The sequence below is a fragment of the Curtobacterium sp. L3-7 genome (assembly GCF_048756585.1).
GTDB lineage: Bacteria > Actinomycetota > Actinomycetes > Actinomycetales > Microbacteriaceae > Curtobacterium.
On the sequence record NZ_CP151474.1, the window covers coordinates 264,530 to 291,225 of the forward strand.

At 69.9% G+C, this 26,696-nt stretch carries 29 protein-coding genes; 4 read left to right on the top strand and 25 right to left on the bottom strand.

What is annotated here, in order from left to right; all coding sequences use genetic code 11:
- Positions 1 to 38: 38 nt before the first annotated feature.
- From glmM to AAEP80_RS01295, 6 genes are all read right to left on the bottom strand, one after another.
- Complete coding sequence (gene glmM, locus AAEP80_RS01270; protein WP_420365665.1) at positions 39 to 1,412, bottom strand: phosphoglucosamine mutase; 1,374 nt, start codon at positions 1,410 to 1,412, stop codon at positions 39 to 41.
- Positions 1,413 to 1,434: 22 nt separating this feature from the next.
- Entirely contained in the window at positions 1,435 to 1,920 is a 486-nt protein-coding gene (rpsI, locus tag AAEP80_RS01275) for a 30S ribosomal protein S9 (protein WP_281265988.1), read from the bottom strand.
- Positions 1,921 to 1,957: 37 nt separating this feature from the next.
- Entirely contained in the window at positions 1,958 to 2,404 is a 447-nt protein-coding gene (gene rplM / locus AAEP80_RS01280; RefSeq protein WP_022906970.1) for a 50S ribosomal protein L13, read from the bottom strand.
- A 356-nt stretch (positions 2,405 to 2,760) separates the two neighbouring features.
- Complete coding sequence (locus tag AAEP80_RS01285) at positions 2,761 to 5,808, bottom strand: ExeM/NucH family extracellular endonuclease (RefSeq protein WP_420365666.1); 3,048 nt, start codon at positions 5,806 to 5,808, stop codon at positions 2,761 to 2,763.
- A gap of 94 nt (positions 5,809 to 5,902) precedes the next feature.
- Positions 5,903 to 6,649 (bottom strand): MBL fold metallo-hydrolase, encoded by a 747-nt coding sequence (locus tag AAEP80_RS01290; protein ID WP_420365667.1) that lies wholly within the window; start codon positions 6,647 to 6,649, stop codon positions 5,903 to 5,905.
- The gene (locus AAEP80_RS01295) at positions 6,646 to 7,548 is read right to left on the bottom strand and encodes a tRNA pseudouridine synthase A (protein WP_420365668.1); all 903 of its coding nucleotides are present in this window, start codon (positions 7,546 to 7,548) and stop codon (positions 6,646 to 6,648) included. The genes AAEP80_RS01290 and AAEP80_RS01295 overlap by 4 nt, the downstream gene beginning before the upstream one ends.
- Before the next feature lie 89 nt (positions 7,549 to 7,637).
- Between AAEP80_RS01295 and AAEP80_RS01300 the strand changes: the two genes are divergently transcribed.
- Together AAEP80_RS01300 and AAEP80_RS01305 are read left to right on the top strand one after the other, a co-directional pair.
- Complete coding sequence (locus AAEP80_RS01300) at positions 7,638 to 8,633, top strand: ATP-binding cassette domain-containing protein (RefSeq protein ID WP_281265992.1); 996 nt, start codon at positions 7,638 to 7,640, stop codon at positions 8,631 to 8,633.
- Positions 8,630 to 9,460 (top strand): ABC transporter permease, encoded by an 831-nt coding sequence (locus AAEP80_RS01305; RefSeq protein ID WP_420365669.1) that lies wholly within the window; start codon positions 8,630 to 8,632, stop codon positions 9,458 to 9,460. The genes AAEP80_RS01300 and AAEP80_RS01305 overlap by 4 nt, the downstream gene beginning before the upstream one ends.
- Before the next feature lie 3 nt (positions 9,461 to 9,463).
- On the opposite strand, the gene AAEP80_RS01310 is transcribed toward AAEP80_RS01305, so the two are convergent.
- Positions 9,464 to 12,670 (bottom strand): BTAD domain-containing putative transcriptional regulator, encoded by a 3,207-nt coding sequence (locus AAEP80_RS01310; RefSeq protein ID WP_420365670.1) that lies wholly within the window; start codon positions 12,668 to 12,670, stop codon positions 9,464 to 9,466.
- 80 nt (positions 12,671 to 12,750) lie between these two features.
- On the opposite strand from AAEP80_RS01310, the gene AAEP80_RS01315 reads away from it, so the two are divergent.
- Positions 12,751 to 13,890: a hypothetical protein gene (locus AAEP80_RS01315; RefSeq protein WP_420365671.1), complete on the top strand. Its 1,140-nt coding sequence runs from the start codon at positions 12,751 to 12,753 to the stop codon at positions 13,888 to 13,890.
- Here the strand turns inward: AAEP80_RS01315 and AAEP80_RS01320 are convergent.
- The 7 genes from AAEP80_RS01320 to infA all read right to left on the bottom strand — a co-directional run bounded on the left by AAEP80_RS01320 (position 13,880) and on the right by infA (position 18,360).
- Positions 13,880 to 15,007: an FUSC family protein gene (locus AAEP80_RS01320; protein ID WP_420365672.1), complete on the bottom strand. Its 1,128-nt coding sequence runs from the start codon at positions 15,005 to 15,007 to the stop codon at positions 13,880 to 13,882. The genes AAEP80_RS01315 and AAEP80_RS01320 overlap by 11 nt on opposite strands.
- Positions 15,008 to 15,126: 119 nt before the next feature.
- Positions 15,127 to 15,720: a 50S ribosomal protein L17 gene (gene rplQ / locus AAEP80_RS01325; RefSeq protein ID WP_420365673.1), complete on the bottom strand. Its 594-nt coding sequence runs from the start codon at positions 15,718 to 15,720 to the stop codon at positions 15,127 to 15,129.
- A 66-nt stretch (positions 15,721 to 15,786) separates the two neighbouring features.
- Positions 15,787 to 16,782: a DNA-directed RNA polymerase subunit alpha gene (locus AAEP80_RS01330; protein WP_066656999.1), complete on the bottom strand. Its 996-nt coding sequence runs from the start codon at positions 16,780 to 16,782 to the stop codon at positions 15,787 to 15,789.
- Between the two features lie 205 nt (positions 16,783 to 16,987).
- Positions 16,988 to 17,386: a 30S ribosomal protein S11 gene (gene rpsK / locus AAEP80_RS01335; protein WP_017885507.1), complete on the bottom strand. Its 399-nt coding sequence runs from the start codon at positions 17,384 to 17,386 to the stop codon at positions 16,988 to 16,990.
- Between the two features lie 9 nt (positions 17,387 to 17,395).
- Positions 17,396 to 17,770 carry a 30S ribosomal protein S13 gene (gene rpsM / locus AAEP80_RS01340; RefSeq protein ID WP_144760579.1) on the bottom strand — a complete coding sequence of 125 codons (375 nt, stop codon included), beginning with the start codon at positions 17,768 to 17,770 and terminating at the stop codon, positions 17,396 to 17,398.
- Between the two features lie 181 nt (positions 17,771 to 17,951).
- Positions 17,952 to 18,068, bottom strand: a complete 117-nt coding sequence (gene rpmJ / locus AAEP80_RS01345) for a 50S ribosomal protein L36 (protein ID WP_022903266.1) — start codon at positions 18,066 to 18,068, stop codon at positions 17,952 to 17,954.
- Between the two features lie 70 nt (positions 18,069 to 18,138).
- Positions 18,139 to 18,360 carry a translation initiation factor IF-1 gene (gene infA / locus AAEP80_RS01350; protein ID WP_017885509.1) on the bottom strand — a complete coding sequence of 74 codons (222 nt, stop codon included), beginning with the start codon at positions 18,358 to 18,360 and terminating at the stop codon, positions 18,139 to 18,141.
- 262 nt (positions 18,361 to 18,622) lie between these two features.
- On the opposite strand from infA, the gene AAEP80_RS01355 reads away from it, so the two are divergent.
- Positions 18,623 to 19,861 carry an LCP family protein gene (locus tag AAEP80_RS01355; RefSeq protein ID WP_413600714.1) on the top strand — a complete coding sequence of 413 codons (1,239 nt, stop codon included), beginning with the start codon at positions 18,623 to 18,625 and terminating at the stop codon, positions 19,859 to 19,861.
- Between the two features lie 49 nt (positions 19,862 to 19,910).
- Here AAEP80_RS01355 and map read toward each other — a convergent pair whose 3' ends face one another.
- The 11 genes from map to rplX form a co-directional block, all read right to left on the bottom strand.
- A complete protein-coding gene (gene map / locus AAEP80_RS01360) occupies positions 19,911 to 20,744 on the bottom strand; it encodes a type I methionyl aminopeptidase (RefSeq protein ID WP_420365674.1) in 834 nt (277 codons plus the stop codon).
- A gap of 7 nt (positions 20,745 to 20,751) precedes the next feature.
- Positions 20,752 to 21,342 (bottom strand): adenylate kinase, encoded by a 591-nt coding sequence (locus tag AAEP80_RS01365; RefSeq protein WP_420365675.1) that lies wholly within the window; start codon positions 21,340 to 21,342, stop codon positions 20,752 to 20,754.
- Entirely contained in the window at positions 21,339 to 22,661 is a 1,323-nt protein-coding gene (gene secY, locus AAEP80_RS01370; protein WP_281266001.1) for a preprotein translocase subunit SecY, read from the bottom strand. The genes AAEP80_RS01365 and secY overlap by 4 nt, the downstream gene beginning before the upstream one ends.
- 177 nt (positions 22,662 to 22,838) lie before the next feature.
- On the bottom strand, positions 22,839 to 23,303 hold the full coding sequence (gene rplO / locus AAEP80_RS01375; RefSeq protein WP_281266002.1) for a 50S ribosomal protein L15: 465 nt from the start codon (positions 23,301 to 23,303) through the stop codon (positions 22,839 to 22,841).
- The gene (rpmD, locus tag AAEP80_RS01380) at positions 23,300 to 23,485 is read right to left on the bottom strand and encodes a 50S ribosomal protein L30 (RefSeq protein ID WP_082517835.1); all 186 of its coding nucleotides are present in this window, start codon (positions 23,483 to 23,485) and stop codon (positions 23,300 to 23,302) included. Before rpmD ends, rplO begins: the two co-directional genes overlap by 4 nt.
- Positions 23,485 to 24,273 carry a 30S ribosomal protein S5 gene (gene rpsE, locus AAEP80_RS01385; RefSeq protein ID WP_413600711.1) on the bottom strand — a complete coding sequence of 263 codons (789 nt, stop codon included), beginning with the start codon at positions 24,271 to 24,273 and terminating at the stop codon, positions 23,485 to 23,487. Before rpsE ends, rpmD begins: the two co-directional genes overlap by 1 nt.
- Positions 24,270 to 24,647, bottom strand: a complete 378-nt coding sequence (gene rplR, locus AAEP80_RS01390) for a 50S ribosomal protein L18 (protein ID WP_281266004.1) — start codon at positions 24,645 to 24,647, stop codon at positions 24,270 to 24,272. Before rplR ends, rpsE begins: the two co-directional genes overlap by 4 nt.
- Before the next feature lie 2 nt (positions 24,648 to 24,649).
- The gene (rplF, locus tag AAEP80_RS01395) at positions 24,650 to 25,186 is read right to left on the bottom strand and encodes a 50S ribosomal protein L6 (RefSeq protein ID WP_281266005.1); all 537 of its coding nucleotides are present in this window, start codon (positions 25,184 to 25,186) and stop codon (positions 24,650 to 24,652) included.
- 6 nt (positions 25,187 to 25,192) lie between these two features.
- A complete protein-coding gene (gene rpsH / locus AAEP80_RS01400; RefSeq protein ID WP_281266006.1) occupies positions 25,193 to 25,591 on the bottom strand; it encodes a 30S ribosomal protein S8 in 399 nt (132 codons plus the stop codon).
- 153 nt (positions 25,592 to 25,744) lie between these two features.
- A complete protein-coding gene (rplE, locus tag AAEP80_RS01405; RefSeq protein WP_281266007.1) occupies positions 25,745 to 26,335 on the bottom strand; it encodes a 50S ribosomal protein L5 in 591 nt (196 codons plus the stop codon).
- Positions 26,335 to 26,694, bottom strand: a complete 360-nt coding sequence (gene rplX, locus AAEP80_RS01410; protein ID WP_144760603.1) for a 50S ribosomal protein L24 — start codon at positions 26,692 to 26,694, stop codon at positions 26,335 to 26,337. Before rplX ends, rplE begins: the two co-directional genes overlap by 1 nt.
- Positions 26,695 to 26,696: the final 2 nt, after the last annotated feature.

Genomic DNA, 26,696 nt, shown 5'->3' on the forward strand with positions numbered 1-26,696 from the left:
GCGAGAGCGAAGCGCGCCGCCGCCAGCCGGCCCAGCCCCTACGCGGCGTCGAGCGCCAAGCGGTCGGACACGACCGCGGCGAGCTCCTCCGCGATGCGCTGCGCGTCGTCCTGGGAAGCCGCCTCGACCATGACGCGGACGACGGGCTCGGTGCCGGACGGACGGAGCAGCACACGGCCGGTGTCGCCGAGCGACTCGGTGGCCGATGCGACGGCGTCCTGCACGCCCTGGTCCGCCAGGCCGTGCCGGTCGACGCCCTTCACGTTGAGCAGCACCTGCGGGAACACCGTCATGCACGAGGCGAGTTCGCCGAGCGTCTTGCCGGTCCGCGCCATCTCGGCGACGAGGTGCAGCCCCGTGAGGATGCCGTCACCCGTCGTGGCGTAGTCCTGGAAGATGATGTGCCCGGACTGCTCGCCACCGAGCGAGAAACCGCCGGCGTTCATCTTCTCGAGCACGTAGCGGTCGCCCACACCGGCTTCGATCACGGTGATGCCCGCGTCCGCCATGGCGCGCTTGAGTCCGAGGTTCGACATCACCGTCGCGACGAGTGTGTCGTCCTTCAGGTGTCCGCGCTCCTGCAACGACAGCGCGAGGATCGCCATGATCTGGTCGCCGTCGATCGCGTTGCCGTCGGCGTCCACCGCGAGGCAGCGGTCCGCGTCGCCGTCGTGGGCGATCCCGACGTCGGCGCCGTGCTCGAGCACCGCGCGAGCGAGGTTGTCGATGTGCGTGGACCCGACGCCGTCGTTGATGTTGATGCCGTCGGGGTCGGCGCCGATCAGCGTGACCTCGGCACCCGCGTTGACGAAGACCTCTGGCGAGACGCCGGCAGCGGCACCGTTCGCACAGTCGAGCACGACGTGCAGCCCGTCGAGACGGTGGGGCAGCGTGCCGAGCAGGTGCACGACGTAGCGGTCCTCGGCATCGGCGAACCGGGTGATGCGGCCGACGTCGGCGCCGGTGGGGGTCGGCGCCGAGTGGTCGTGCATCGCCGCTTCGATGCGGTCCTCGACCTCGTCGGGGAGCTTCCGGCCGCCTGCGGCGAAGAACTTGATCCCGTTGTCCGGCGCCGGGTTGTGCGACGCGGAGATCATCACGCCGAAGTCGGCGTCGATGTCCGCGACGAGGAACGCCGCAGCAGGGGTGGGGATGACCCCGGCGTCGAGCACGTCGACGCCGGCGGAGGCGAGCCCGGCCGCGACTGCGGCACCGAGGAACTCGCCGGAGACGCGCGGGTCGCGCGCCAGGACCGCGCGGGGGCGCGGTCGACCGGACGCCCGGCGGGCGTCGGCATGGTGTCCGTGTGTGAGAACGGCCGCGCTCGCCTGGGCAAGACCCAGTGCGAGCGCGGCCGTCAGCTCGCCGTTGGCGAGACCACGAACCCCGTCGGTACCGAACAGACGCGGCATTGCGATCTTCAGCCGGTGACGACTAGCGCTTCGAGAACTGCGAAGCCTTGCGGGCCTTCTTGAGACCGGCCTTCTTGCGCTCGATGACGCGGGCGTCACGGGTGAGGAAGCCGGCCTTCTTGAGGGTGGCGCGGTTGTTCTCGCGGTCGATCTCGTTCAGCGTGCGTGCGATCGCGAGGCGGAGGGCACCGGCCTGACCCGAGGGGCCACCACCCGTGATGCGGGCGGTCACGTCGTAGGCGCCGAGGAGCTCGAGCACCTTGAACGGGTCGTTGATGAGCTGCTGGTGCAGCTTGTTCGGGAAGTAGTCCTCCAGCGAACGGCCGTTCACCGTGAACGAGCCGGAGCCCGGAACGAGGCGAACGCGCGCGATGGCCTCCTTGCGGCGCCCGACGGCACCGCCGGAGACGTTGAGGATCTGACGGGGAGCGGCCTCGGCAGCGGCGGGTGCGCTCTCCGTGGTGAAGCTCTCCGGGGTCTGGTCGAGGGAATCAGCGATCTGAGCCATGAGTTTCTCTATGTCCTTGAAGTCGTCGTGGCCGGAACTACTGTGCGACCTGGTCGAAGGTGTACGCCTTGGGCTGCTGCGCGGAGTGCGGGTGCTCCGCGCCGGCGTAGACCTTCAGCTTCTTGAGCTGCTCGCGACCGAGGGTGTTCTTCGGCAGCATGCCGCGGATCGCCTTCTCGACGGCGCGGGTGGGGTGCTTCTCGAGCATCTCCGGGTAGGAGGTCGCCGTGAGGCCGCCCGGGTAGCCCGAGTGGCGGTAGTAGACCTTCTTCGCGAGCTTGGAGCCGGTGAGGGCGACCTTGTCCGCGTTCACGATGATGACGTAGTCACCCATGTCCATGTGCTGGGCGAAGGTGGCCTTGTGCTTGCCGCGCAGGAGCGCCGCGGCGTGAGTGGCGAGACGGCCGAGGACGACGTCGGTCGCGTCGATGACGATCCAGTCGTGCTGGACGTCTGCCGGCTTCGGTGAGAACGTGCGAGTCACAGGAGTGCTGCTTTCGTGTCGAGGTGAGGAGTCCGTGAATCCCGCTCCGGTCGGGGTTCCCCGCGGCAGAAGCCGGCGGAACGCCCGGGTGGAGGGCTCATCTGACTGTCCGGCGCACACGGCGCGCAGACCAAGGTGAGAGCCTACCGGACCCGCATCCCCCTGGTCAAACGCGTCCAGATCGGTCCGCGTGGCCAAATCGCGCGTAGGAGGTCGAAACGCGCGTAGGTGGCCCGAACTTCCGACCACCTACGCGCGTTCCCGCTTTCCACCGCGCGCGCCATGGGTCGAAACGCGCGTCCGCAGGACTGGAGGCACGGTGCCAGGTGGCACCGCGCCTCCAGTCCGCTGTCTGGCTACGCGACGCTGGCGCGGCGACGACGCGCGACCAGCACGCCGGCACCAGCGGCGAGGAGCAGCAGCGCTGCGGCGATGCCACCCGTCAGGTCGGCGCCCGTGAACGCCAGCGCACCCGTCACCGGATCGATCGTGATCGTCGTCCACCCGATCACCGACCCGTCAGCCGCCGTCACCACGATCCGGTGCGACCCCGCCGGCGCATCAGCCGGGATCGTCACCCGCACGCTCCCGTCAGCCGCGACCGTCACCGTCCCGAGCAACGTCGGCGTGGAGAACATCCACACGTTCACCCGCTGCCCCGCGTACTGCGCCCCGACACCGATCGTGATCGTCTCCCCCGGACGCGCCGACGACGGCGCCGTGACCGTTCCACGGTTCGCATCCGTCAGGGACGACTCCGACGGAGCAACCGGCGCCGAACCAGCACCCGGAGTCGGAACGGGGGTCGAGCCACCACCGGTGCCACCACCACCAGGCGTCGTGCCCGGGTCCGTCGGGTCCGTACCCGGGTCCGTCGGAGTGGTGTCGCCGGTCAGGTCGAAGCCGACCAGGATCGGGTCGTGGTCGCTCGCCCGGTACACGTCGTCCGTGTACAGGTTCGTCGCGTTGTAGTTGTAGCGGCTGTACTCCAGCGCCACCGACTCGACCGAGTTGATGTTCCAGATGTCCACACCCGTCACCGTCGCGAGCGCCGCTGGCGAGGCGAGCACGTGGTCGAGCGATCCGCTCAGGCCGCTGTACACGTACGACCACTCCGACGAGTCGAGCGCCGGCCCGAGGTCCGTGTAGCCGGCATCGTCGAGGACGACCATCGGGTCCTCCTGGCTGTAGGCGTTGAAGTCGCCGAGCATGAACACCTTGTCGGTGCCGTACTGCGTCTGCATCTTCGTGGAGAACGCGGCGAGCGCCGTCGCCTGCTTCACGCGGTCGGCGTTCGACGCCCCCTGGCCGTCACCCTGGTCGGCGTTCTCGCCGGTGCCTGACCCCTTCGACTTGAAGTGGTTCGCGATCACGAGGAACTCGTCGTCCGCCGTGCCCCCGACCGGACGGAACGCGTCCGCGACGGGCTGACGGGCGTTCGTGAACGCCGGGTCGATGAGGATCGTCGACTCACCCGTGGGTGCGACCCGGTCCTTCTTGTAGATCAGTGCCAGGCGGATGACGTCCTCGCTCGCGGGGAGCGTCTTCGGGGACTTGACGTACGCCCAGGTGTCGGCACCGGTCGCGGCGTTGAGCGCCCCGACGAGGGTGGCCACGGCGGCGTCGCGGTCCTGGCCGAACTCGGCCGAGTTCTCGATCTCCTCGAGCGAGACGACGTCGGCGCCGAGACCGTTGATCGCCTTGACGATCTTGACCTGCTGGCGCTCGAAGTCCTCCTGCTCGGCGGCGCCGCGGGCGTCGCAGCCGGAGTTCACCGTGACGGGGTCGCCGTCGCGGTCCGTGTAGTACGAGCAGCCGGTGAGCTGGTCGCCGGTCGTCGGGAAGTAGTTCAGCACGTTGAAGCCGGCGAGCTTGAGGTCGCCGCCGACGTCCTGGGGCTTCGCCGTGCGGACGTTCGAGAAGGTCGCGGGCAGATCGGTCTTCGCGGTCGCGCCGGTGATCGGCGACGTGGGCTGGAACTTCCACGAGTCGTTGCGGTAGTCGAGGACGACGGGCTTCGTGAAGGTCGCCGCTGCTCCGACGGTCACGGGCCCCTGCGTCAGCCAGGACACCGGGATCGACTTGTTCGCCTGGGTCAGGAAGTTCGTGCTGCCGCCGTCGTCGAGCGTGACCTTGCGGGCGGCGTTGTCGGCCTCGACTGCCTTGGCCGCTGCACTGCCGGGACGGGCGACCTCGGTGGGCTGGATCAGCCGCTTCGTGCCCGACGCCAGGACGATCTCGCCGTACTGGTTCGTCGTGTAGTTGTCGGCGACGGTGTAGTCGCCCTGCGGCGCGACGAGCATGCTCTCGAGGGACTCGCGCTGTGCGTCCGAGGCCGGGAACGCGACGGTGGCGGCCTGCGGAGCCGGCACGGTCTCGGTGAGCTTCGTCATGCCGCCGGCGGCGACGTTCAGCTCCGTGAGGCCGTAGTACTCACTCACCGAGCCGGTGAGTTCGACGTAGTCGCCCGCTGCGACCCGGGACGCGGTGGCCGAGGAGAACACGAAGAGCCCGTCGGACGCGGTGTGCGTGCCGAGGTCGATCGCACCGCCGGTGCCCGGGGTCTGCACGGTGTAGCCGTTGAACCCGCCGGTGGCGTACACGGCGGTGACGACGCCCTTCGTGACGACGGTCTTGCCGACGTACGGCGAGGTGTCCGTTGTGCCCTGCAGCTGCGCGATGGTGACGGCCTCGGCAGGAGCACCGGGGTCTGTCGGCTCAGTCGGCTCCGTCGGGTCTGTCGGCGTCGTCGGCGCGGTCTCGCCAGCTGCGTTCGTCGGCGTGAGCGTCGTCGTGACGGAGAAGTCCGCGGCGTTGTCGTCGCTGTCGACCGTGCCCTGGCGGACCAGGCCGTTCGGGACGGTGTTCCCACCGTCGACGGTGCGCACGTGCCCCTCGAAGGTGTTCGACGCACCGTAGCCGAGGAGGTCGACGACCCCGGCGGTGCCCGCCGCGATCGCGCCGGTCGGCAGGGTGAGCGCCTGGGACTGGTCGGACAGGACCAGCGTGCCCGTGGTGCCCGAGGTGTTCAGGGTCGCGGTGTCGTCCGCGGCGGGCAGCTCCGCACCCGTCGCGCCGTTGCCCGCCATCGTGACGAGGAACGTCCCGTTCGCGGGGACGGTGCCCGCGAGGCCGCTGGTGCTGAACGCGGCCGAGCCGGTCGCCGAGCGGTACTGCAGCGACCAGCCGTCGACCGAGACCGGGGCGTCGGTCGGGTTCGCGATCTCGACGAACTTCTTGTTGAAGACGGCGTTCGCGCTGCCGCCCTTCAGGTAGGCCTCGGCGATGACGAGACCCGTGCCTGCGGTGTTCGCACTGGCGACGGAGACGGAGGCGAGTGGCGCTGCGAGGAGTGTCGCGGCCACCGTGGCGCACAGCAGAGTGCGGCCGACGATCTTGGGCATGCTGACCTTCGGGTCGGAGACGTGGATGGTCAGACCGTACCGACCTGCAGAGTCCCTCAGGTTGCGCCCAGGTAAATGATTGCGATCGACAACATCACGACCCGACGGGTACCCACTCCCGCCCGACCCGGTGCACCGCCGGCCCGTGGCCCGGCAGCACGATCTCCGGGATCGGCAGCGCCCGGGCGGACTCGAGCGCCACTGCCTGGTCCGCCGTGAAGAACGGCGTGATCATCCGCGGCCTGGGCGTCCACGACGCCGGCTGCGTGTCGTGCCGCGACACGACGGCGTCCCCGGTGACGATCGCGTCCGCGGCCGGCAGCAGGTACGCGGTGGACCCGTCGGTGTGCCCGGTCGCCGGGAACGGCGTGATCGCCCGGCCCTCGAAGTCCGCACCCGTGAAGGCCCGGACGGTCGGCACCGTGGTCGGCCGGAGCGCGTCGGACCGGATCGCGCGGGCGAGCCACCTGAGCACCCGCGCCGACGCCAGCCGGCCGCCGATCTCCGCCGGCGTGACCTGCTGGCGCGAGGGGCCTCGGACGTTCGACAGCTCGTCCGCGTGGGCCAGGACCTCGACGTGCGGGTGCTGTTCGAGGATCCCGGGGATGCCACCGACGTGGTCGACGTGCCCGTGCGTGACGTAGATGCGGCGGAGGTCGTCGAGGTCGTGTCCGGCGTAGCGCACGGTGTCCAGCACCAGGTCGGTGTCAGCTGGGTAGCCGGCGTCGATGAGGGCGACGCCGTCTTCTTCCGCGAGGACGACCCAGTTCGAGACGGGCCCCTCGACGAAGACCACCCCTGGTGCCACGGAGACGACGGACCGGGGTTCTCTGGAGCTCATCCCCCGACGCTATCCGAGCCGGACGGTGCGGAGCGCCGCGCCCGCGTCTGCGATGCCCGCGCGGCGAGCTCGTCGTCGGCCGGGTAGCCCACCTCGGTCAAGGTGAGACCGCGCGCCGGCGCGACCTTGAAGGCGCTGGTCCGCTCCCCCGCGACGCGCAACTCCTCGAGACGGTCCGGTCCGAAGCGCCCCTCGCCGACGGCGATGGTCGCCCCCACCATCGCGCGCACCATGGAGTGGCAGAAGGCATCGGCCTGGAGGCTCGCGACCAGCACGCCGTCCGGCTCACGGTCCCAGCGGAACTCCTGCAGCGTCCTGATGGTCGTCGCGCCGTCGCGCGGCTTGCAGAACGCCGCGAAGTCGTGCAGCCCGAGCAGTGTCAGCGCACCGCGCTCCATCGCTCCCGGGTCGAGATGCCCCGGGTACCAGGTCGTGTGCCCCCGACGGAGTGGATCGCGGGGTGCGTCGAGGTCCGCGACGCGGTACGTGTAGCGGCGCCAGAGCGGGGAGAACCGGGCGTCGAACCCGTCCGGCGCGACCGAGACCCGGCTGACGACGACGTCCCCGAGCGGCCCCGCGAGCCCGTTCAGGCGCTTGACGAGCCCGTCCAGCGGCGAGCGCCCCGATCCCCGCTTCGTGCTGAGCGCACCCCACTGCTCGGCGGACAGGTCGAGGTGCGCGACCTGCCCGGTGGCGTGCACTCCGGCGTCGGTGCGTCCGGCGACGGTCAGCTGCGGCGCGCGGCCCCAGCGGCTGAACACGGTGGCGAGCGCGTCCTCGAGCGCGCCCTGCACGGTCCGCAGTCCCGGTTGCTTGGCCCACCCGGAGAACGCGGCGCCGTCGTACGCGACGTCGAGCCGCAGCCGCACCCCGCTCTGCAGCCCGTCGCTCTCGCTCACACCCCAACGGTACCGATGTCAGCGCCGCGTCAGTGCCGTGTGAGCGCCCGGCGGCAGCATCGTCCTCGACATCGACGAAAGGAACTGCGATGACGACGACACCACTCGCGGTGGAGGCCACCGGCCTCGTCAAGACCTTCGGGCAGAACCGCGCCGTGGACGGAGTCGACCTCCGCGTCGAGGCCGGCACCGTGTACGGCGTGCTCGGCCCGAACGGCGCCGGCAAGACGACCACGATCAGCATGCTCGCGACCCTGCTCAAGGCGGACGCCGGCGAGGCCAGGATCTTCGGCCACGACGTCCGGCGGGAGCCCCAGGAGGTCCGCCGGCTCATCGGCGTGACCGGCCAGTACGCCAGCGTCGACGAGACGCTGAGCGCGACCGAGAACCTGGTCGTGTTCTCGCGGCTGCTCGGGCTGTCCCGGGCCGAGTCGAAGCGGAAGTCCGCCGAGCTCCTCGAGCGCTTCGGCCTGACCGAGGCGGCGAAGCGTCCGCTGAAGAACTTCTCCGGCGGCATGCGTCGTCGCCTCGACCTGGCGGCGAGCCTCATCGCGCAGCCGCCGCTCATCTTCCTCGACGAGCCGACGACGGGCCTCGACCCGCGGACCCGTGCGCAGATGTGGGACACGATCCGGGAGCTCGTCGCGACCGGCTCCACCGTGCTCCTGACGACGCAGTACCTCGACGAGGCCGACCAGCTCGCCGACCGCATCGCCGTGATCGACCACGGCAGGGTCGTCGCGGAGGGCACCGGCGACGAGCTCAAGGCGTCGATCGGCACCGCGTCGCTGCAGCTCCGGCTCGCCGATGCGCTCCGACTCGACGCGGCGAGGACCATCGTGCGCCAGACGCTCGGCGTCGACGCCGTCGCGAGTCCCGAGGGCTCCCGGCTGACCGCGCCGATGGCCGAGCCGGACCGCGTCACCGACCTGCTCGTGTCGTTCCGCGACGCGGGCATCTCCCTCGCCGAGATGAGCGTGCAGAAGCCGACGCTCGACGAGGTCTTCCTGACCATCACGGGCAAGCCGACCGCCGACGCGGCGGACGAGGACGCCCAGCGCGAGCTCGAAGGGAGCATCGCATGACCACGCTCACCCCGCAGGCTCCGACCACCCCACGCATCACCCCGCGACCAGGGGTCGGCGGCACGGGCATCGGTGCCACGATCCGGCAGTCGCTCACCATGGCGTACCGCGGCCTGGTCAAGGTCCGTCGCACGCCGGAGCAGCTCTTCGACGTGACGCTCATGCCGATCGTCTTCACGGTGATGTTCACGTACATCTTCGGCGGCGCGATCTCCGGCAACGTGGCGTCGTACCTGCCGATCATCATCCCGGGCATCCTCGTGCAGACGAACATCACGTCGTCGATCGTCACCGGCGTCCAGCTCCGCGAGGACATGGACAAGGGCGTGTTCGACCGCTTCAAGTCGCTGCCCATCGCCCGCATCGCGCCGCTGGCCGGAGCGCTGCTCGCCGACACCGTCCGCTACGCCATCGCGACGACGATCACGTTCATCACCGGCTTCGCGATGGGACTCCGCCCCGCTGGCGGCTTCGGCGCGGTGGTCCTCGCCGGTCTGCTGGTCATCGTCGTCGCGTGGGCGATCAGCTGGATCTTCGCCTACTTCGGCGTCGTCGCCCGCACCGCGTCGAGCGTCTCCGGCATCTCGAACCTCGTGCTGTTCCCGCTGACGTTCCTGTCGAACGCGTTCGTCCCCGCCGACACGCTGCCGGACTGGCTGCGCTGGTTCTCCGAGGTCAACCCGATCTCACACCTCATCACCGCGGTCCGTGAGCTCGTGAACCACGGAGCCGTCGGCGGCGACCTGGTGTTCTCGCTCGTCGGAGCAGCGGTCGTCGTCGCGGTGTTCGCCCCGCTGACGGTCCGCGCCTACATGCGGAAGGCGTGACGCTCAGGCGCTGAAGCGCAGCTCCTCGAGCAGCACGCGCGCCCGCGAGACGGCCTCGGCCCGGTCCCATCCGGCCGAGGCCGTCTCGGCGTCCACGAGGGGTCCGGTACCGACGACGGCGCCGAGGACCCCGCGCAACCGGTCGTGGGCGAGGACCGCGAAGTCCTGTCGCGAACCGAGCCGTCGCGCAAGGCCCCAGCACCGCGCCGCGTGGTCCGCCGCGCCCTGCCGGGCGGCGGCGACCGCCAGCCCGAGCAGCGTGGTCCCGATGACGGGCAGGTCGATCCACCACGGGTGCAGTCGGAGCATCACGAGCGCGCCGACCCGCAGGCGACGCGGCACGTCCGATCCGGACGGGAGGCCCGGTTCGGCTCCTCCGGGTCGTCTCGCCGCCGCCTCGTCTTCTGCCGCGATGCGTGCCGCGCCCGCCATCAGTGTCCAGTTCGGCGTCTGCTTGCGATGCGCGGTCACGGCGTCCCAAGCTCGCGCGTACTCGGCCGCCCCTGCGGCCACGTCGCCGTCGCTCCGTGCGCACTCGGCGGCGATCGCGATCGCGAGGACGGCCATCTGCACGGCTTCCCCGTCGGGACCACCGCGGTTCGCCACCGGCTGGTTCGCGAGGTCCGCTGCGACCTGCCGCGCGCGGACGACGTCGCCCGTCGCCGCCGCGCACAGCCCGACGGTCCAGCCGATCTCGTAGAGGTCGTCCTCGGCGCCGAACACCTCGAGGCGGGTCCGCGCGACGTCGGCGACGACGAGCGCGTCCGCGTGCCGTCCGGTCTGCGCGAGCAACTGGGTCATCGTGACCGCACCCGACCCCAGCGCCCATGCGTCGTCGGTCCTGGTGGCGAGTGCCTCGGCGCGCTGGGCGTGGCGGAGCGCGTCGTCGAACTCCCCGTCGTTCTCCGCCAGCGGGGCGCTCAGCATGCACGCCAGGCAGGCCACGCCGTCGTCCGGATCGTCGCGGAGCGCGGCGAGCAGCCGCAGCCCGTCGTCCGGGCGGCCGAGCGTGAGCAGCAGTGCCGCCTGCGCGTCGAGGACCGGGAAGCCGGTGGTCCCCTGCCGGACGACCCGGCGGAGCATCGCGATCGCGCGCACGGAGGTCCTGCGGTCCGAGAACGCCGCGGAACCGCCGATCAGGACGAGACCCAGCGTCGTGGCGGCTCGGTCGGCGGGTGACGGTTCCGCGGTCCTGAGCAGCGCGACGACCTCGGCGGCGACCGCGACGACTTCGCCGTGGGCACCGCGCAGGGTCCAGTACCCGCCGAGGGCCGCGAACACCTGCGCGAGCGCCGACCGGTCCTCGGCGACGAGGCTCCAGCGCAGCAGCGTCACGAGGTTGTCCGCCTCGCGGCCGATCTCGCGGAACCACCGTCGCTGCGGTTCCCCGGTCGCGGTGAAGACGTTGCGGGTGGCGGCGAAGTCCCGCCCCCAGCGGATCATCGCTGCGCGGACCTCGTCGGTGCGCCCGCGTTCGTCGAGGCGGGCGGCACCGAACTCGCGGACGGTCTCGAGCAGCCGGTACCTGATGTCGGCGCCCTCGTGCTCGACGAGCTGGACGAGGGACTGCTCGACGAGCTCGGCGAGGGCGTCCAGTGCGTCGTCCCGCCGCTCGGGTGCCGCGACGGCCTCGACCGCGTCGACCGCGAGGCCGTCCGGGAAGAGCGCCAGCCGGGTCAGCAGGTCCTGGGCTCCGTCGTCGAGGAGCCGCCAGCTCCACTCGATGACGGCGAGCAGGGTGCGGTGCCGCTCGGGTGCGCTCCGGTCGCCGCCACGGAGCAACGCGAAACGGTCGTCGAGCCGCCGTTCGATCTCCTCGACGCCCATCCCGCGGATCCGCGCGGCGGCGAGCTCGATCGCGAGCGGCGATCCGTCGAGCCGCGTGCAGATGCGCCGCACGGTGTCGAAGGGCAGGACGGCACCGGGGCGGGCGGCTCGTGCGCGGTCGGTGAACAGCCGGACCGCCGCGCCGTCCGCGTCGACGGGCAGCGGTGCGAGGGGCGCGACGACCTCGCCGGCGATGGCGAGCGGTGCACGCGACGTCGTGAGGATGCGGAGGGACGGGAGCTGGGCGAGCAGGTCGGCGGCGAACGCGGCGACGTCCGCGACGAGGTGCTCGCAGTTGTCGAGCACGAGCACGGTCGGTTCCTCACCGAGCGCGCGGAACACGCGGCCCCGCAGATCGGCGACGACGGCGTCCCGCAGCGCCCGGGCGGACCGTACCTCGGCGATCCCGAGCAGCGCGCCGAGGGCGGGGACGACGTCCTCGCCGGCGGCCAGTGGTGCGAGCTCGAGCACCACGACGCTGCGGTCGGCCGGGAGTGCCGCCGCGACCGCCTGCGCGAGGCGGGTCTTCCCGAGCCCACCGGCACCGAGGACGGTCACCAGCCGTTCGCGGGACAGGAGGTCCGTGACGGCGGCGAGGTCGGCCTCCCGTCCGACCAACGCGTTCGGCGCGGCACGCAGGCCGATCCGTCGGACGCTCCCGGAGGCGGACGCCGTCCGGCGGAGCAGGTCGGCGTTCAGCCGCACCAGGTCGGCGGACGGGTCGGCACCGAGCCCGTCAGCCAGCCGCTCCCGGTGGGCCGCGAAGACCGCGAGCGCTTCGCTCGTCCGGCCGGCGGCGGCGAGCGCGCGCATCGATCCCGAGACCGCGACTTCGTCGAACGGGTCGGAGGCCGCTTCCTCGTGCCACAGCCCGACGGCCGCGTCGGCGTCACCGGCGTCGAGCATCGCCGTGCCGAGCGCCCGGCGGAGCGCACGTCGCGCCACCTCGGCTCGTTCGGCGAGCGCCGTGCCGAGGTCGCCGTCGACATCGGCGCCCGGATCACCCCGCCACAGAGCGAGCGCCGCCCGACTCGTGTCGTCGGACGTGTGCCGGGCCTCGGCGACGTGTTCGGCACGGACGAGGTCGACGTCGTCCGGCTGGACGTCGAGCGCGTAGCCGGTGCTCGTCGACACCACGAGCCCCTCGGCCGTGCTCCGCCGGAGCCGGGACACCAGGGTCTGCAGGGCCGCCCGCGCGCCCCTCGGCGGCGCGTCGGTCCAGAGCTCGTCGATGAGCGCGTCCGTCGTCATCGCATGACCGCGGGCGAGCACGAGCGCGGTCAGGAACGCCCGCGGGAGCGCCCCGGGGACGGGCACCGCCGCGCCGGACGGGTCCTCGACCAGGACCGGTCCGAGGACGGCGATGCGGGGCTGCTGCGGCACGCAGCGAGTCTACGGACGGTGTTGTGCGATCGTGATGCGCGCACCGATCGGCGGGCACCACGGCGGCCTAGCCTGTGCGTATGCACATCATCACGAGGGGGGTCGTGGCCGTGGCGCTCGCGACCACGGCGGTCGTCATCGTCGCCGGGTGTTCCACCGCGTCGTCCGCAGGAACGACACCGGCACCGTCGCGCAGCGCCGCACCGTCGGCCACGCCGACCGAGACGGCCTCCGGCGTCGACTTCGGTCCGTCGCCGGAGTCCGACGGCGTACCGACCTGTGCGCAGCTGCTGCCGTCGGACCTCGTCACCCGAGCGGTCCCCGGCACCACCGTGCTCGACCCGATGACGACGCAGGACCACGTCCTCGGCGCCTGGACGACCGCGACGACCAGTGGCGGTACCGACTGCTGGAGCACCAACGGTGTCTCGCTCCTCGACGACGTCAGCCCCGGCGAGCAGGGCGATCCGATGTACGAGGGCGTCGGGCTCTCGGTGCTGCCGGACGCGGCCCCCGAGCACGCCGATGCCACCGAGCACGTCGATCCGTCGACGGACCCCGCGTCGGTGTACTGCGGGGCCTCCGACGCCGCCCGGGTGAGCTGCAGCGGGCGTGCGCTCGCCGGGAACGCCTGGATCGACCTCTCCCTGACCCGCCTCCAGACCACGGGCGACGCCACCCCGGAGCAGGTGCAGCCCGCGTTCCAGGCGCTGCTCGACCACGTCGAGGAGACCGTCGCCGCGGCACCGGTCGCGGGGATGCGGACCGAACACGATGCAGCGTCCTGGAAGCCGAGCACCTGCACGGCCGACCGGGTGAACGCCGTCACCGCCGTCGCACTGGTCGACCCGTGGTCGCTCGGCTCCGACGTCGGCGCCGAGCCGACCTACTACGCGCTGAACCGTCTGGGTGCCGCGGCGTGCTCGTTCGGTCCTGCCGAGCAGCCGTTCGCACGGACCGGAGCCTCGTACTCCTCGATGCCCGACTCGGGATGGGTCGTCAGCGCCCGCCTCGGCAACGGACTCATCGACCGACACGACCGGCTCGAGCTCGACGGTCTCGCCGAGGACGCCGCCGCCTGGCGCACGTGCGACGAGGCCGCGTGCTCCGTCGACGTCGTGCAGGACGGCACCTGGACGCACTACGTCCTGTTCTCCTGGGCCGCTCCGAACACGAGCTCGGCGATCGAGCGCTGGGCGGAGTCGTCCCTCACCGCCTGACGTCGCGCCGGTGACCGAACGCGGACGGCCCCGTCGACGTGTCGAGGTCCTCCGTCGCCCGCCGCTCGGACTCCACGATCCCCCGGAGCGACACCAGCGCAGCCGACGTCACCGCGACGTGCGACGGGTCCTCCTTGCTCGCATCGAGGGCCCGCTCGACCTCGGCGATCGCGTCGTCCCCTGCACTCTCCGGGCACTCGCCGCGGATCATGCACGCGAGTTCGCGGAACGCCTTCGCGAGCGGTTCGGCGAACGCCGGGTCCGGGCGGCCGAGTCCGTCGGACACCGGACCCGAGCGGGCGACGAGCTCGGTGAGGTCCGTCGTGTACCAGGCGGCCCGCTCGAGCGCCCGGAACCGCGCGCCGTCCTGCTGCAGCCGAGCCCGTGACCCGCGGAGCGCCCCGCGGGGGTTGAGCTTCCGGCTCTCGTGCGCGATCGAGACCCGGGACCGGACGTCGGCGATGGCCCGGTCGAGCCGGTCCTGCTGCCTGTCCCAGGCCTTCTCGTCGCGCTCGTCGGCCTCGAGCACCGCGGCGAGGCCGTCGAGGTGGTCGGCGAGCACGTCGTTCACCGCGTCGATCCGGTGTTCGGCGTCCCAGAAGCGCAGCGGCGGGAAGACCAGGAAGTTGACGAGCAGGCCGACCGCGACGCCGACGGCCATCTGCACGAGGTACCCGAGCGAGTACCCCTCCGCGTGCGCACCGCCGACGAGCAGGACGAACAGCGCCGCGGTGGACACCCACGAGCTGCCCTCGCCGAGGATGCGGAACCCGCCGACGAGCACCCCGATCCCCACGGCGAGGGCGATCGCGATGAACCCGGGGTCGCCGATCCACATCGTGAACCCGGCGATCACGATCCCGAGGCCGATGCCCACGAGGGTCTGGATCCCGCTCCTGAGCCCCGCGAACACCGTCGTCTGCATCGCGACCACGGCCCCGAGCGGCGCGTAGTAGGGGTAGTCCGACGCGACCCCTGGCACGTGTCTCGCGATGAACCAGGCGAGACACGCGGCGAACGCTGCCTTCCCGGCGTGCAGCAGGCGCGGCTGTGTGCCCGAGGTCCGGCTCCAGCGCCAGACCCTCGTTCCCACGCCCGCGACGTGTTCGAATCCCATGGGTCCTCCGGTGTCGGCCCGCACCCGATGGGCCGACGGGTCACCCTACGATGCAGTTGCTGGGAACGACACGGCCCCCGCAGCGTGCGCTGCGGGGGCCGTGTCGAGTGGTGCTGGGGTTACTTGTCGTCCGACTTCTCGTCCGACTTGGCCTCGGCGTCTGCCTCGACCTCGGCGGCAGCCTCGGTCTCGGTCTCCTCCGCGACGGGAGCCGACTCCTCGGTGGTCTCGGTCGACTCGACCGGGGCCTCCTCGGTCGTCTCGTCGGCCGCCGACTCCTCGACTGCGGGCTCCTCGACGGGCGCGGCGGCGGCCGGAGCCGACTTACGCGAGACGGGGGCCGGCGTGCCCGAGACGGGCTCGAGGACGAGCTCGATCGACGCGAGGGGAGCGTTGTCGCCCTTGCGGAAGCCGAGCTTGGTGATGCGGGTGTAGCCACCCTGGCGGTCCTCGACCTGCGGGGCGATCTCGGTGAACAGCGTGTGCACGACGGTCTTGTCGCGCAGGATGCTGATCACGCGACGACGCGCGTGCAGGTCGCCACGCTTCGCGAACGTGATGAGACGCTCGGCGACCGGGCGGAGGCGCTTGGCCTTCGTCTCGGTGGTCGTGATGCGACCGTGCGTGAAGAGGGCGTTGGCGAGGTTGCTCAGGAGCAGGCGCTCGTGGGCGGGGCCGCCACCGAGGCGGGGGCCCTTGGTGGGCTTCGGCATGTCAGTTCTCCAGTGGTGAAAGTGGTGCGCGCTGCGTCAGCGGCACGCGTGCGCGTGAGCGCGAGGTCAGTTGTTGGACTCGTCCTCGTCGTACCCGCTGTAGAAGTGGGCGCCGTCGAATCCGGGGACGGTGTCCTTGAGGGACAGGCCGAGCTCGGTGAGCTTGTCCTTGACCTCGTCCACCGACTTCTGACCGAAGTTGCGGATGTTCATGAGCTGCGTCTCCGACAGGGCGACGAGCTCGGACACCGTGTTGATGCCCTCCCGCTTGAGGCAGTTGTAGCTGCGGACCGACAGGTCGAGGTCCTCGATCGGGGTCTGCAGCTCGTTCGAGAGCACTGCGTCGACCGGCGCGGGGCCGATCTCGATGCCCTCTGCCGCCGTGTTGAGCTCACGGGCGAGACCGAAGAGCTCGACGAGCGTCCGACCGGCCGACGCGATGGCGTCGCGCGGCGTGATGGCCGGCTTCGACTCGACGTCGACGACCAGACGGTCGAAGTCCGTGCGCTCACCGGCACGCGTCGCCTCGACGCGGTAGGTGACCTTGAGGACGGGCGAGTAGATCGAGTCGATCGGGATCTGACCGGCCTCGCTGAACTCCGAGCGGTTCTGCGTCGCCGAGACGTAGCCGCGGCCACGCTCGATGGTGAGCTCGAGCTCGAAGCGCGCGGTGTCGTTCAGGGTCGCGATGACGAGGTCCGGGTTGTGGATCTCGACCCCGGCCGGCGCGGAGATGTCCGCAGCGGTGACCTGACCGGCACCCTGCTTGCGCAGGTACGCCGTGATGGGCTCGTCGTGCTCGCTGGAGACGACCAGGCTCTTGATGTTGAGGATGATCTCCGTGACGTCTTCCTTCACACCGGGAACGGTGCTGAATTCGTGGAGGACGCCGTCGATACGGATGCTCGTGACCGCAGCACCGGGGATCGAGGAGAGGAGCGTGCGGCGCAGCGAGTTCCCGAGGGTGTAGCCGAAGCCAGGCTCGAGCGGCTCGATGACGAAGCGCGAGCGGTGCTCGGAGATCGACTCCTCGGTGAGGGTGGGGCGCTGTGCAATGAGCACTGTGGGATTCCTTTCGGCGAAGTGTCCGCTATATGACACTTGGCGGTACGACGGGGCCGGCGAGGCCCCGACGGGTCTGTTGAGTTGTGATCACGCGCACCGGAGTGCGCGATCGAACGACCAGGAATGGCCGTCCTCGCTCGTTCCCGTCAGACGGGTCTTCCCCGTCAGGGACCGAGCAGGGGACGGCCGGTTGCTCCTCGCGTCAGACGCGACGGCGCTTGGGCGGGCGGCACCCGTTGTGCGCCTGCGGCGTGACGTCGTTGATCGAACCGACCTCGAGGCCGGCGGCCTGGAGGGAGCGGATCGCGGTCTCGCGGCCCGAACCCGGACCCTTCACGAAGACGTCGACCTTCTTGACGCCGTGCTCCTGCGCCTGACGCGCAGCGGACTCGGCGGCGAGCTGCGCCGCGAACGGCGTCGACTTGCGCGAACCCTTGAAGCCGACGGCTCCGGAGGACGCCCAGCTGAGGACGGCACCCGACGGGTCGGTGATGCTGACGATCGTGTTGTTGAACGTGCTCTTGATGTGAGCCTGGCCCACTGCGACGTTCTTCTTCTCCTTGCGGCGCGGCTTGCGCGCGGCAGTCTTGGGGGTAGCCATCGGGGTCTCCTATCGAGCCTTCTTCTTGCCTGCCACGGTGCGCTTCGGGCCCTTGCGGGTACGAGCGTTGGTCTTGGTGCGCTGACCGCGCACCGGGAGACCACGACGGTGGCGAAGACCCTCGTAGCTACCGATCTCGACCTTGCGGCGGATGTCGGCGGCCACCTCGCGGCGGAGGTCACCCTCCACCTTGAAGTTGCCCTCGATGTAGTCGCGGAGGGCGACGAGCTGGTCGTCGGTGAGGTCCTTGACGCGGATGTCACCGGAGATACCGGTGTCCGCGAGCGTCTTGACCGCGCGAGTGCGGCCGACGCCGTAGATGTACGTGAGTGCGATCTCCACGCGCTTCTCGCGCGGGATGTCGACGCCTGCTAGACGTGCCATGTGCTGGCTGCTCCTGTTGTCGATGGAGGTGTGGCGCAGTGCCGGTGCTCGGGCCTCCGACCCGAGGTGTCCCCCTGTGCGCGGCCGGAGCCGGACCAGGGTTCTGGTACTGCGTTTGCGGTGTTCAGTTGTGGATCCTGCGCAGGCCGCCTGTCGGCGTCCGGTCAGGCAGTTCCGGGGACTAGCCCTGGCGCTGCTTGTGACGCGGGTTGCTCTTGCAGATCACCATGACGCGGCCCTTGCGGCGAATCACACGGCAGTGCTCGCAGATGGGCTTGACGCTGGGGTTGACCTTCATTGCTGTTTCCTCGTGCTCGCTGGCTTCGTGCCCGGCAGGGTTGCCGAGTCGTTCCTTTCCAGCTCGCGGATCACTTGTAGCGGTAGACGATCCGGCCGCGGGTCAGGTCGTACGGGCTCAGCTCCACGATCACGCGGTCCTCGGGGAGGATGCGGATGTAGTGCTGGCGCATCTTCCCGGAGATGTGCGCGAGGACCTTGTGCCCATTGGTCAGCTCAACGCGGAACATCGCGTTGGGCAGAGCTTCGAGCACCGAGCCTTCGATCTCGATGACGCCGTCTTTCTTGGCCATAGCCTCACTGTCGCTTGGTTGGATTACCGGTGTGATCCCCGAGCCGGTCTGCGGGTCGGTCGCCACGCCGAGAGGGCATGACACACCAAAGATCGATCTTATGGGAAAGTGGTGCGATTGCCAAGTGCAGCCGGCGCGCCCCCAGAGCTGGGGTGTTCCTGAGGGACGGGCCAGCGTTCCACAGTGGTTCCACGGCGCGTTCGAGGGGATGGACATGGGTCCAGCCCTACGGTGACGATGCAGCCACCCGAACGGAGACCACGTGCCCGACGCCTCTCGGCCCTTCGCTCGTCACGGACGACTCCCGCGACGACGAGCCTGGACGACCCTCCTGTCGATCGTCGCCTCCACCCTCGCGGTGGTGCTCGTCAGCGGGACGAGCGTCGCGGCCATCGCCGGCGCGCAGCTCGCCGGTGCGCCGACCTCCGTGAAGCTGAGCACCGACGACCAGAGCGCCGCGAAGACCGCCGACATCACGGCCATCAAGGGCGGCGCGAACATCCTGCTCATCGGCAGCGACACCCGCGTCGGGCAGTTCGACGCGAACGAGGACGTCGAGGGCGCACGCAACGACGTGACGATGCTCATCCACGTGTCGCAGGACCACACCCAGCTGACCGCGGTGAGCTTCCCCCGCGACCTGATGGTGCCGATCCCCGCGTGCACCAACCCGGAGACGGGCACGAGCTACCCAGCAGCGACCTCGGCGCAGTTCAACACCGCACTCGGCAACGGCGGCGTCTCCTGCGTGGTGGACACCGTCGAGAACCTCACGGGACTGAGCATCCCGTACGCGGGCCTCATCACCTTCGACGGCGTGATCGAGATGTCGAACGCGCTCGGCGGCGTCGACGTCTGCGTCGCGAAGGACATCGACGACACCTACACGGGACTGCACCTCACCGCGGGGTCGCACTCGCTCGAGGGCTCCGACGCGCTCGCCTTCCTGCGGACCCGACACGGCGTCGGCGACGGCAGCGACCTCGCCCGCATCAGCTCGCAGCAGGTGTTCCTCTCGGCACTGCTCCGCAAGGTCACCTCGGACGGCACCCTCTCGAACCCCATCACGCTCTACAAGCTCGCCGGCGCGGCCCTGAACAACATGGTCCTGTCCGACGGGCTCAACCAGCCGAAGACGCTGGTCGGCCTCGCGAGCATGCTCCGCGGGATGAGCACGTCGAGCATGCTGTTCGTCCAGTACCCCGTCGCCGACGACCCCGACGACAGCGCACGCGTCATCGTGGACCAGACGACCGCCCACACGCTCAACGTCGCGCTGCAGACCGACGAGAAGACGACGCTGAGCGACTCGTCGACCGGTCGTGCATCAGAGGACCAGAGCGGATCCTCCAGCGCCGCCCCGTCGTCGGCTGCGACGCCGTCGAGCGAACCGACCGGCACGAGCACCAGTACGAGCGCAGCGAGTCCGTCGTCGACGCCGTTGCCGTCGTCGATCACCGGACAGAGCGCGGCGGAGGAGACCTGCTCCGTCGGCAACTGAGGCCGACGGGGCGGGGCCGAGCCGATCCTCCAGGGCCTGGAGGCTCGGCTTACGGGATCGGGACCGGTGTCACTCCCAGCGGGGCCAGGGCAGCCGCCCCGCCGTCGCTGGCCGTGAGGACCCAGAGGCCGTCCGCATGGACCGCGACGCTGTGCTCCCAGTGCGCCGCATCGGCGCCGTCCAGGGTCCTGACCGTCCACTCGTCGTCGTCCGTCGTGCTGTCGATCGTGCCGGCGGTGACCATCGGCTCGATCGCGACCACCAGGCCTGGCCGGACGGCGGGGCCTGCGCCACGGACGCGGTAGTTGAAGACCGGGGGTTCCTCGTGCATGGAGCGGCCGATGCCGTGACCGGTGTAGTCCTCGACGATGCCCCAGGCGCCGGTCTCGTCGATGGCGTCCTCCACCGCGTCGCCGACCTCGTTGAGGTGCTTGGCGTGCGCCAGCGCGGCGATGCCGTGCCAGAGGGACCGCTCGGTGGTGTCGCAGAGCGTCTGCCGCGCCGCGGTCACACCGGCGTCGCCACCGGGCACCACCGTGGTGAAGGCGCTGTCACCGTTCCAGCCGTCGACCTCGGCGCCCGCGTCCACGGACACGATGTCGCCTGGTCGCAGGACACGGTCACCGGGGATGCCGTGCACGATCTCGTCGTTCACGGACACGCACAGGGTGTGGCGGTACCCGGGCACCAGCTGGAAGTTCGGGATGCCGCCGCCGTCACGGATCGTCCGCTCGGCGACGGCGTCGAGCTCGCCCGTGGTGACGCCCGGTCGGATCGCCGAACGGACCGCGTTCAGCGCCGCCTCGGTGAGGAGTCCAGGGCGCACCATGGCGCGGAGCTCCTCGGGCGTCTTGTAGATCGAGGGCTTGCGGAACCGGACCACGCCGGGGTCAGACGCCGGCGGTGAGCCCGCGCGACGCGAGCGCTGCCTGGATGCGGTCGCCGACCTCGTCGATGGCGCCGAGGCCGTCGACCTCGACCACGAGACCGCGCTGCTGGTACGCCGCGACGATCGGGGCGGTCTGCTCGACGTAGACCTGCTGGCGACGACGGATCGTCTCCTCGTTGTCGTCGCTGCGGCCCTGGTCCTCGGCACGCTTCAGGAGGCGCCCGACGAGCTCGTCCTGGTCGGCGACGAGCTGCACGACGGCGTCGAGGCCGGTGCCCTGCTCGGAGAGCAGCGCGTCGAGGTACTCGACCTGCCCGACGGTGCGGGGGTAGCCGTCGAGCAGGAAGCCGCTCTCGGCGTCGGACTCGCCGAGGCGGGACTTCACGAGCTCGTTCGTCAGCGAGTCCGGGACGTAGTCACCCGCGTCCATGATCGCCTTCGCCTGGACCCCGAGCGGCGTGCCTTCCGAGACGTTCTTCCGGAAGATGTCACCGGTGGAGACGGCGGGGATCCCGAAGGACTCGGCGATGCGGCCGGCCTGGGTTCCCTTTCCCGCTCCGGGAGGTCCGACGATGATGAGACGTGCGCTCAACGGAGAAGCCCTTCGTAGTGACGTTGCTGCAGCTGCGAGTCGATCTGCTTCACGGTCTCGAGACCGACACCCACGATGATGAGGATGCTCGCGCCACCGAACGGGAAGTTCTGGTTCGCGCCGAACAGCGCCAGTGCTGCCAGCGGGATGAGCGCGATGAGACCGAGGTAGAGCGAGCCGGGCAACGTCACCCGGGTCAGGACGTAGTCGAGGTACTCGGCGGTGGGACGACCGGCACGGATGCCGGGGATGAACCCGCCGTACTTCTTCATGTTGTCGGCGACCTCTTCGGGGTTGAAGGTGATCGCGACGTAGAAGTAGGTGAACCCGACGATGAGCAGGAAGTACAGGACCATGTAGAACCAGTTGTCACCCGAGGTCAGGTTGTTCTGGATCCAGGTCACCCACGCGGCCGGCTCCGAGCCGTCGGAGGGCTGGTTGAACTGCGCGATGAGGGCCGGCAGGTAGAGCAGCGACGAGGCGAAGATGACGGGCACGACGCCGGCCATGTTCACCTTGATCGGGATGTACGTGTTGTTGCCGCCGTAGGTCCGGCGGCCGACCATGCGCTTCGCGTACTGCACGGGGATGCGCCGCTGTGACTGCTCGACGAACACGACGGCCATCATGATCACCAGGCCGACGAGGATCACGAACAGGAAGAGCTCGAAGGACTGCGACTGCTCGATCGCCCAGAGCGCCGACGGGAACTGCGCTGCGATGGACGTGAAGATGAGGAGCGACATGCCGTTGCCGATGCCGCGCTCGGTGACGAGCTCGCCCATCCACATGATGAGGCCGGTCCCGGCGGTCAGCGTGACGACCATGAGCATGATCGCGTACCAGCTGTCGTTCGAGATGATCGACGAGCAGGAGGCGCTGGCGTTCGTGCCGAAGAGCTGGCCGGAACGGGCCACCGTGATCAGCGTGGTGGACTGCAGCACACCGAGCGCGATCGTGAGGTAGCGCGTGTACTGCGTCAGCTTCGCCTGGCCGGTCTGGCCCTCCTTGTAGAGGGCGTCGAAGTGCGGGATCACGACGCGCAGGAGCTGCACGATGATCGACGACGTGATGTACGGCATGATGCCGAGCGCGAAGACCGAGAGCTTCAGCAGCGCGCCACCGGAGAACAGGTTGATCAGGTCGTAGAGACCGCCGGAGGACGATGCGCTCGCGAGGCAGGTCTGGACGGCGGCGTAGTCCACGTACGGGGCGGGGATGTACGACCCGAGCCGGAACAGCGCGATGATCGCCAGGGTGAAGCCGATCTTCTTGCGAAGATCGGGGGTGCGCATGATGCGCGCGACCGCTCTGAACACGAGAACTCTCCGAACTACTGGGACCGGTCTTGCCGATCGAGCCGGGCGAGGCCGCCCGTGGCCGGGACGCCGACCGCGCGACCCGGGACCGTCGGCACGTGGCCGACCAGCTCCGGGTCTGTCATCAAGGAAACCGTAACGGCGGCCCGTGCGCAAACGCACGGGCCGCCGACGGGACTACTGGGAGACGGTGCCGCCCGCAGCCACGATCTTGTCCTGGGCGGAGCCCGAGACCTTGTCGACCGTGACGGTGAGCTTCACGCTGATGTCACCCTGACCGAGAACCTTGACCTTCTCGTTCTTGCGGACGGCGCCCTTGGCGACCAGGTCCGCAACGGTGACGTCGCCACCGTTCGGGTAGAGCTCCGCGAGCTTGTCCAGGTTCACGACCTGGTACTCGACGCGGAACGGGTTCTTGAACCCGCGGAGCTTCGGGGTGCGCATGTGCAGCGGCATCTGCCCACCCTCGAAGCCGACGCGGACCTGGTAACGGGCCTTCGTACCCTTGGTACCGCGGCCCGCGGTCTTGCCCTTCGAGCCCTCACCGCGACCGACACGGGTGCGGTCCTTCTTCGAGCCAGCGGCCGGACGAAGGTGGTGCACCTTCAGGATCTGGACGCGCTCGTTCTTCTCGTCGCTCATGCGTCGACCTCCTCGACCTTCACGAGGTGCGCCACCGTCGCGATGTACCCGCGGTTCTGGGAGTTGTCCTCGCGCAGGACCGTACGGCCGATGCGCTTGAGACCCAGGCTGCGGAGCGTGTCGCGCTGGTACTGCTTCTCGCTGATGACGGACTTCGTCTGCGTGATCTTCAGCATGGCCATCAGGCACCTGCCTTCTCGGTCGCTGCGGCACGTGCTGCCGCCTCGGCCTTCAGGAGGCGAGCCGGCACGACGTGGTCCACGTCGAGGCCACGACGTGCGGCGACGGCGCGGGGTTCCTCGAGCTGCTTGAGGGCCTCGACCGTGGCGTGCACGATGTTGATGGTGTTCGACGAACCGAGCGACTTGCTCAGGACGTCGTGGATGCCGGCGCACTCGAGCACGGCGCGGACCGGACCACCGGCGATGACACCGGTACCGGCAGCCGCCGGGCGCAGGAGGACGACGCCAGCGGCGGCCTCACCCTGCACCGGGTGCGGGATCGTGTTGCCGACGCGCGGGACGCGGAAGAAGTTCTTCTTCGCCTCTTCGACGCCCTTGGAGATCGCCGTGGGGACCTCCTTGGCCTTGCCGTAGCCGACGCCCACGAGGCCGTTGCCGTCACCCACGACGACGAGCGCCGTGAAGCTGAAGCGACGACCACCCTTGACGACCTTCGAGACGCGGTTGATGGTCACCACGCGCTCGAGGAACTGGCTGTCGCCACCGCGGTTGTTGCGGTCGCGGCCCTGCTGACGGTCACGTCCGCCACCACGACGGCCACGGTTGTCGGCCGAGTCGCGGTTGTTGGACGCGGAGCCGGCAGCGGTCTCGACCGGACGCTCGGCGACGGGGGCAGCAGCCTCCGCCTTGGCGTCGGTGGACTTGGTCTCCTCGGCGCTGGTGGCCTCGGTCGTCTCCTCGACGGCCGGGGTCTCCTCGGCGTTGCTGTTGTTCGCGATGTCGCTCACAGGTTCAGCCCTCCTTCACGGGCACCATCGGCGATCGCGGCGACGCGACCGGCGTACTTGCTACCACCGCGGTCGAACACGACGGCTTCGACACCGGCGGTCTTCGCACGCTCGGCGAGGAGCTCGCCGACGCGACGCGCCTTGGCGGTCTTGTCGCCGTCGAACGAGCGGAGGTCGGCCTCCATCGTCGACGCGCTGGCAAGGGTGTGACCCTTGGAGTCGTCGATGACCTGCACGAACACGTGACGTGCCGAGCGGGTGACGGCGAGACGCGGACGTGCCTCGGTGCCGGTGATCTTCTTGCGGAGGCGGTTGTGGCGACGGGCCTTGGCAGCCGCCTTGCTCTTGCCTCGGGTACGAGTTCCGATAGCCATGATCACTTACCTGACTTTCCGGCCTTGCGGCGCACGTTCTCGCCCGCGTAACGGACACCCTTGCCCTTGTAGGGCTCGGGCTTCCGCAGCTTGCGGATGTTCGCAGCGACCTCGCCGACGGCCTGCTTGTCGATGCCGTTGACGGTGACCTTGTTGTTGCCCTCGACGGCGAAGCTGATGCCCGCCGGCGGCTCGACCGTGATCGAGTGGGAGTAGCCGAGCGCGAACTCGAGGTTCGAGCCCTTCGCCTGGACGCGGTACCCGGTGCCGACGACCTCGAGGCCCTTGGAGTAGCCCTGGGTGACGCCGATGATCTGGTTCGCGATGAGCGTGCGGGTCAGGCCGTGGAGCGACCGGGACTCACGCTCGTCGTCCGGGCGGGTGACGAGGACCTGGTTCTCCTCGACGTTCGCCTGGATGGGCTCCGCGACGACGAGCGCGAGCTCGCCCTTCGGGCCCTTGACCGCGACGTTCTGACCGTCGATGGAGACGGTCACGCCAGCGGGGATGTCAATGGGAAGACGTCCGATTCGTGACATGTTCGATCACCAAACGTAGGCGAGGACTTCCCCACCCACGCCCTTCTGCTCGGCTTCGCGGTCGGTCAGGAGACCCGACGAGGTGGACAGGATCGCCACGCCGAGGCCACCGAGGACCTGGGGGATCTCCGTCGACTTCGCGTAGACCCGGAGACCGGGCTTCGACACGCGCTTGATGCCGGCGATCGAACGCTCGCGCTCGGGGCCGTACTTGAGCTCGATGGTGAGGGTCTTGCCCACGCGGGCGTCCTCGACCTTCCACTCGGTGATGTAGCCCTCGCGCTTGAGGATGTCAGCGATGGTGGTCTTGAGCTTGCTGCTCGGAAGCGAGACGGCGTCGTGGTGCGCCGAGTTCGCGTTCCGCAATCTGGTCAGCATGTCTGCGACCGGATCGGTCATCGTCATGATGTGATTCCGTTTCTCGCCTGGTTTCGACACCCGTTCCACGAATGCCGACCTGAGCGATCGAGTGACTCCAGGGCGATTCCCCGGAGTCTGTGTTCGTGCGTGCGGGCCGGAGGACTCGAGAGTCCTTCGGCCCGCAGCGCCCGAAGTAGTTTAGACCGTCTGCTCGGCAGAGCGGAACGGGAAGCCGAGCTGCTTGAGCAGCGCGCGTCCCTCGTCGTCCGTCTTCGCGGTGGTCACGACGGTGATGTCGAAGCCGCGGACACGGTCGATGCGGTCCTGGTCGATCTCGTGGAACATGCTCTGCTCCGTGAGACCGAAGGTGTAGTTGCCGTTGCCGTCGAACTGGCGGTCGCTGAGACCACGGAAGTCGCGGATACGGGGCAGCGCCAGCGAGAGCAGGCGGTCCAGGAACTCCCACGCGCGGTCGCCACGGAGGGTGACGTGCGCGCCGATGGCCTGGCCCTCGCGCAGCTTGAACTGCGCGATGGACTTGCGGGCCATCGTGACCTGCGGCTTCTGACCGGTGATCGCCGTGAGGTCCTTGATGGCCCCCTCGATGATCTTCGAGTCGCGAGCTGCCTCGCCGACACCGGTGTTCACGACGACCTTGACCAGGCCGGGGACCTGGTGGACGTTCGCGTAGCCGAACTGCTCGGTCAGCGCCGCCTTGATCTCGTTCTTGTACTTCTGCTTCAGGCGCGGCTGGACCTTGTCAGCCGTCGCGGCAGTCGTGTCAGTCATCAGAGCTTCTCACCAGACTTCTTGGCGTAGCGGACTCGGACGGTCTTCTTGACACCGTCCTTCTCCACCTCTTCGGTGCGGAAGCCGACGCGGGTCGGCTTCTTCGTCTTGGGGTCGACGATCGCGACGTTCGACACGTGGATCGGGGCCTCGTGCTGCTCGATGCCGCCGGTCTTCGAACCACGCTGCGTCTGGCCGACGCGGACGTGCTTCGTGACGAAGTTCACGCCCTCGACGACGACGCGGTTCTTGTCCGTGAGGACCTCGATGACCTTGCCCTGCTTGCCACGGTCGCCGCCACGCTCCTGCGTCGCGCCCGTGATGACCTGGACCAGGTCACCCTTCTTGATGTTCGCCATGG

Excerpts from the sequence above, each read along its gene's own strand:
- AAEP80_RS01320 (WP_420365672.1), bottom strand. The coding sequence starts at position 15,007 with ATGGGATTCGAACACGTCGCGGGCGTGGGAACGAGGGTCTGGCGCTGG.
- AAEP80_RS01285 (WP_420365666.1), bottom strand. The coding sequence starts at position 5,808 with ATGCCCAAGATCGTCGGCCGCACTCTGCTGTGCGCCACGGTGGCCGCG.
- rplO (WP_281266002.1), bottom strand. The coding sequence starts at position 23,303 with ATGAGCGACGAGAAGAACGAGCGCGTCCAGATCCTGAAGGTGCACCAC.
- rplX (WP_144760603.1), bottom strand. The coding sequence starts at position 26,694 with ATGGCGAACATCAAGAAGGGTGACCTGGTCCAGGTCATCACGGGCGCG.
- AAEP80_RS01300 (WP_281265992.1), top strand. The coding sequence starts at position 7,638 with ATGACGACGACACCACTCGCGGTGGAGGCCACCGGCCTCGTCAAGACC.
- rpmJ (WP_022903266.1), bottom strand. The coding sequence starts at position 18,068 with ATGAAGGTCAACCCCAGCGTCAAGCCCATCTGCGAGCACTGCCGTGTG.
- AAEP80_RS01305 (WP_420365669.1), top strand. The coding sequence starts at position 8,630 with ATGACCACGCTCACCCCGCAGGCTCCGACCACCCCACGCATCACCCCG.
- infA (WP_017885509.1), bottom strand. The coding sequence starts at position 18,360 with ATGGCCAAGAAAGACGGCGTCATCGAGATCGAAGGCTCGGTGCTCGAA.
- rplR (WP_281266004.1), bottom strand. The coding sequence starts at position 24,647 with ATGGCTATCGGAACTCGTACCCGAGGCAAGAGCAAGGCGGCTGCCAAG.
- rplE (WP_281266007.1), bottom strand. The coding sequence starts at position 26,335 with ATGACTGACACGACTGCCGCGACGGCTGACAAGGTCCAGCCGCGCCTG.
- rpsM (WP_144760579.1), bottom strand. The coding sequence starts at position 17,770 with ATGGCACGTCTAGCAGGCGTCGACATCCCGCGCGAGAAGCGCGTGGAG.
- rplQ (WP_420365673.1), bottom strand. The coding sequence starts at position 15,720 with ATGCCGAAGCCCACCAAGGGCCCCCGCCTCGGTGGCGGCCCCGCCCAC.
- rpsI (WP_281265988.1), bottom strand. The coding sequence starts at position 1,920 with ATGGCTCAGATCGCTGATTCCCTCGACCAGACCCCGGAGAGCTTCACC.
- rpsK (WP_017885507.1), bottom strand. The coding sequence starts at position 17,386 with ATGGCTACCCCCAAGACTGCCGCGCGCAAGCCGCGCCGCAAGGAGAAG.
- AAEP80_RS01315 (WP_420365671.1), top strand. The coding sequence starts at position 12,751 with ATGCACATCATCACGAGGGGGGTCGTGGCCGTGGCGCTCGCGACCACG.
- rpmD (WP_082517835.1), bottom strand. The coding sequence starts at position 23,485 with ATGGCCATGCTGAAGATCACGCAGACGAAGTCCGTCATCAGCGAGAAG.
- AAEP80_RS01290 (WP_420365667.1), bottom strand. The coding sequence starts at position 6,649 with ATGAGCTCCAGAGAACCCCGGTCCGTCGTCTCCGTGGCACCAGGGGTG.
- rpsH (WP_281266006.1), bottom strand. The coding sequence starts at position 25,591 with ATGACGATGACCGATCCGGTCGCAGACATGCTGACCAGATTGCGGAAC.
- glmM (WP_420365665.1), bottom strand. The coding sequence starts at position 1,412 with ATGCCGCGTCTGTTCGGTACCGACGGGGTTCGTGGTCTCGCCAACGGC.
- rplF (WP_281266005.1), bottom strand. The coding sequence starts at position 25,186 with ATGTCACGAATCGGACGTCTTCCCATTGACATCCCCGCTGGCGTGACC.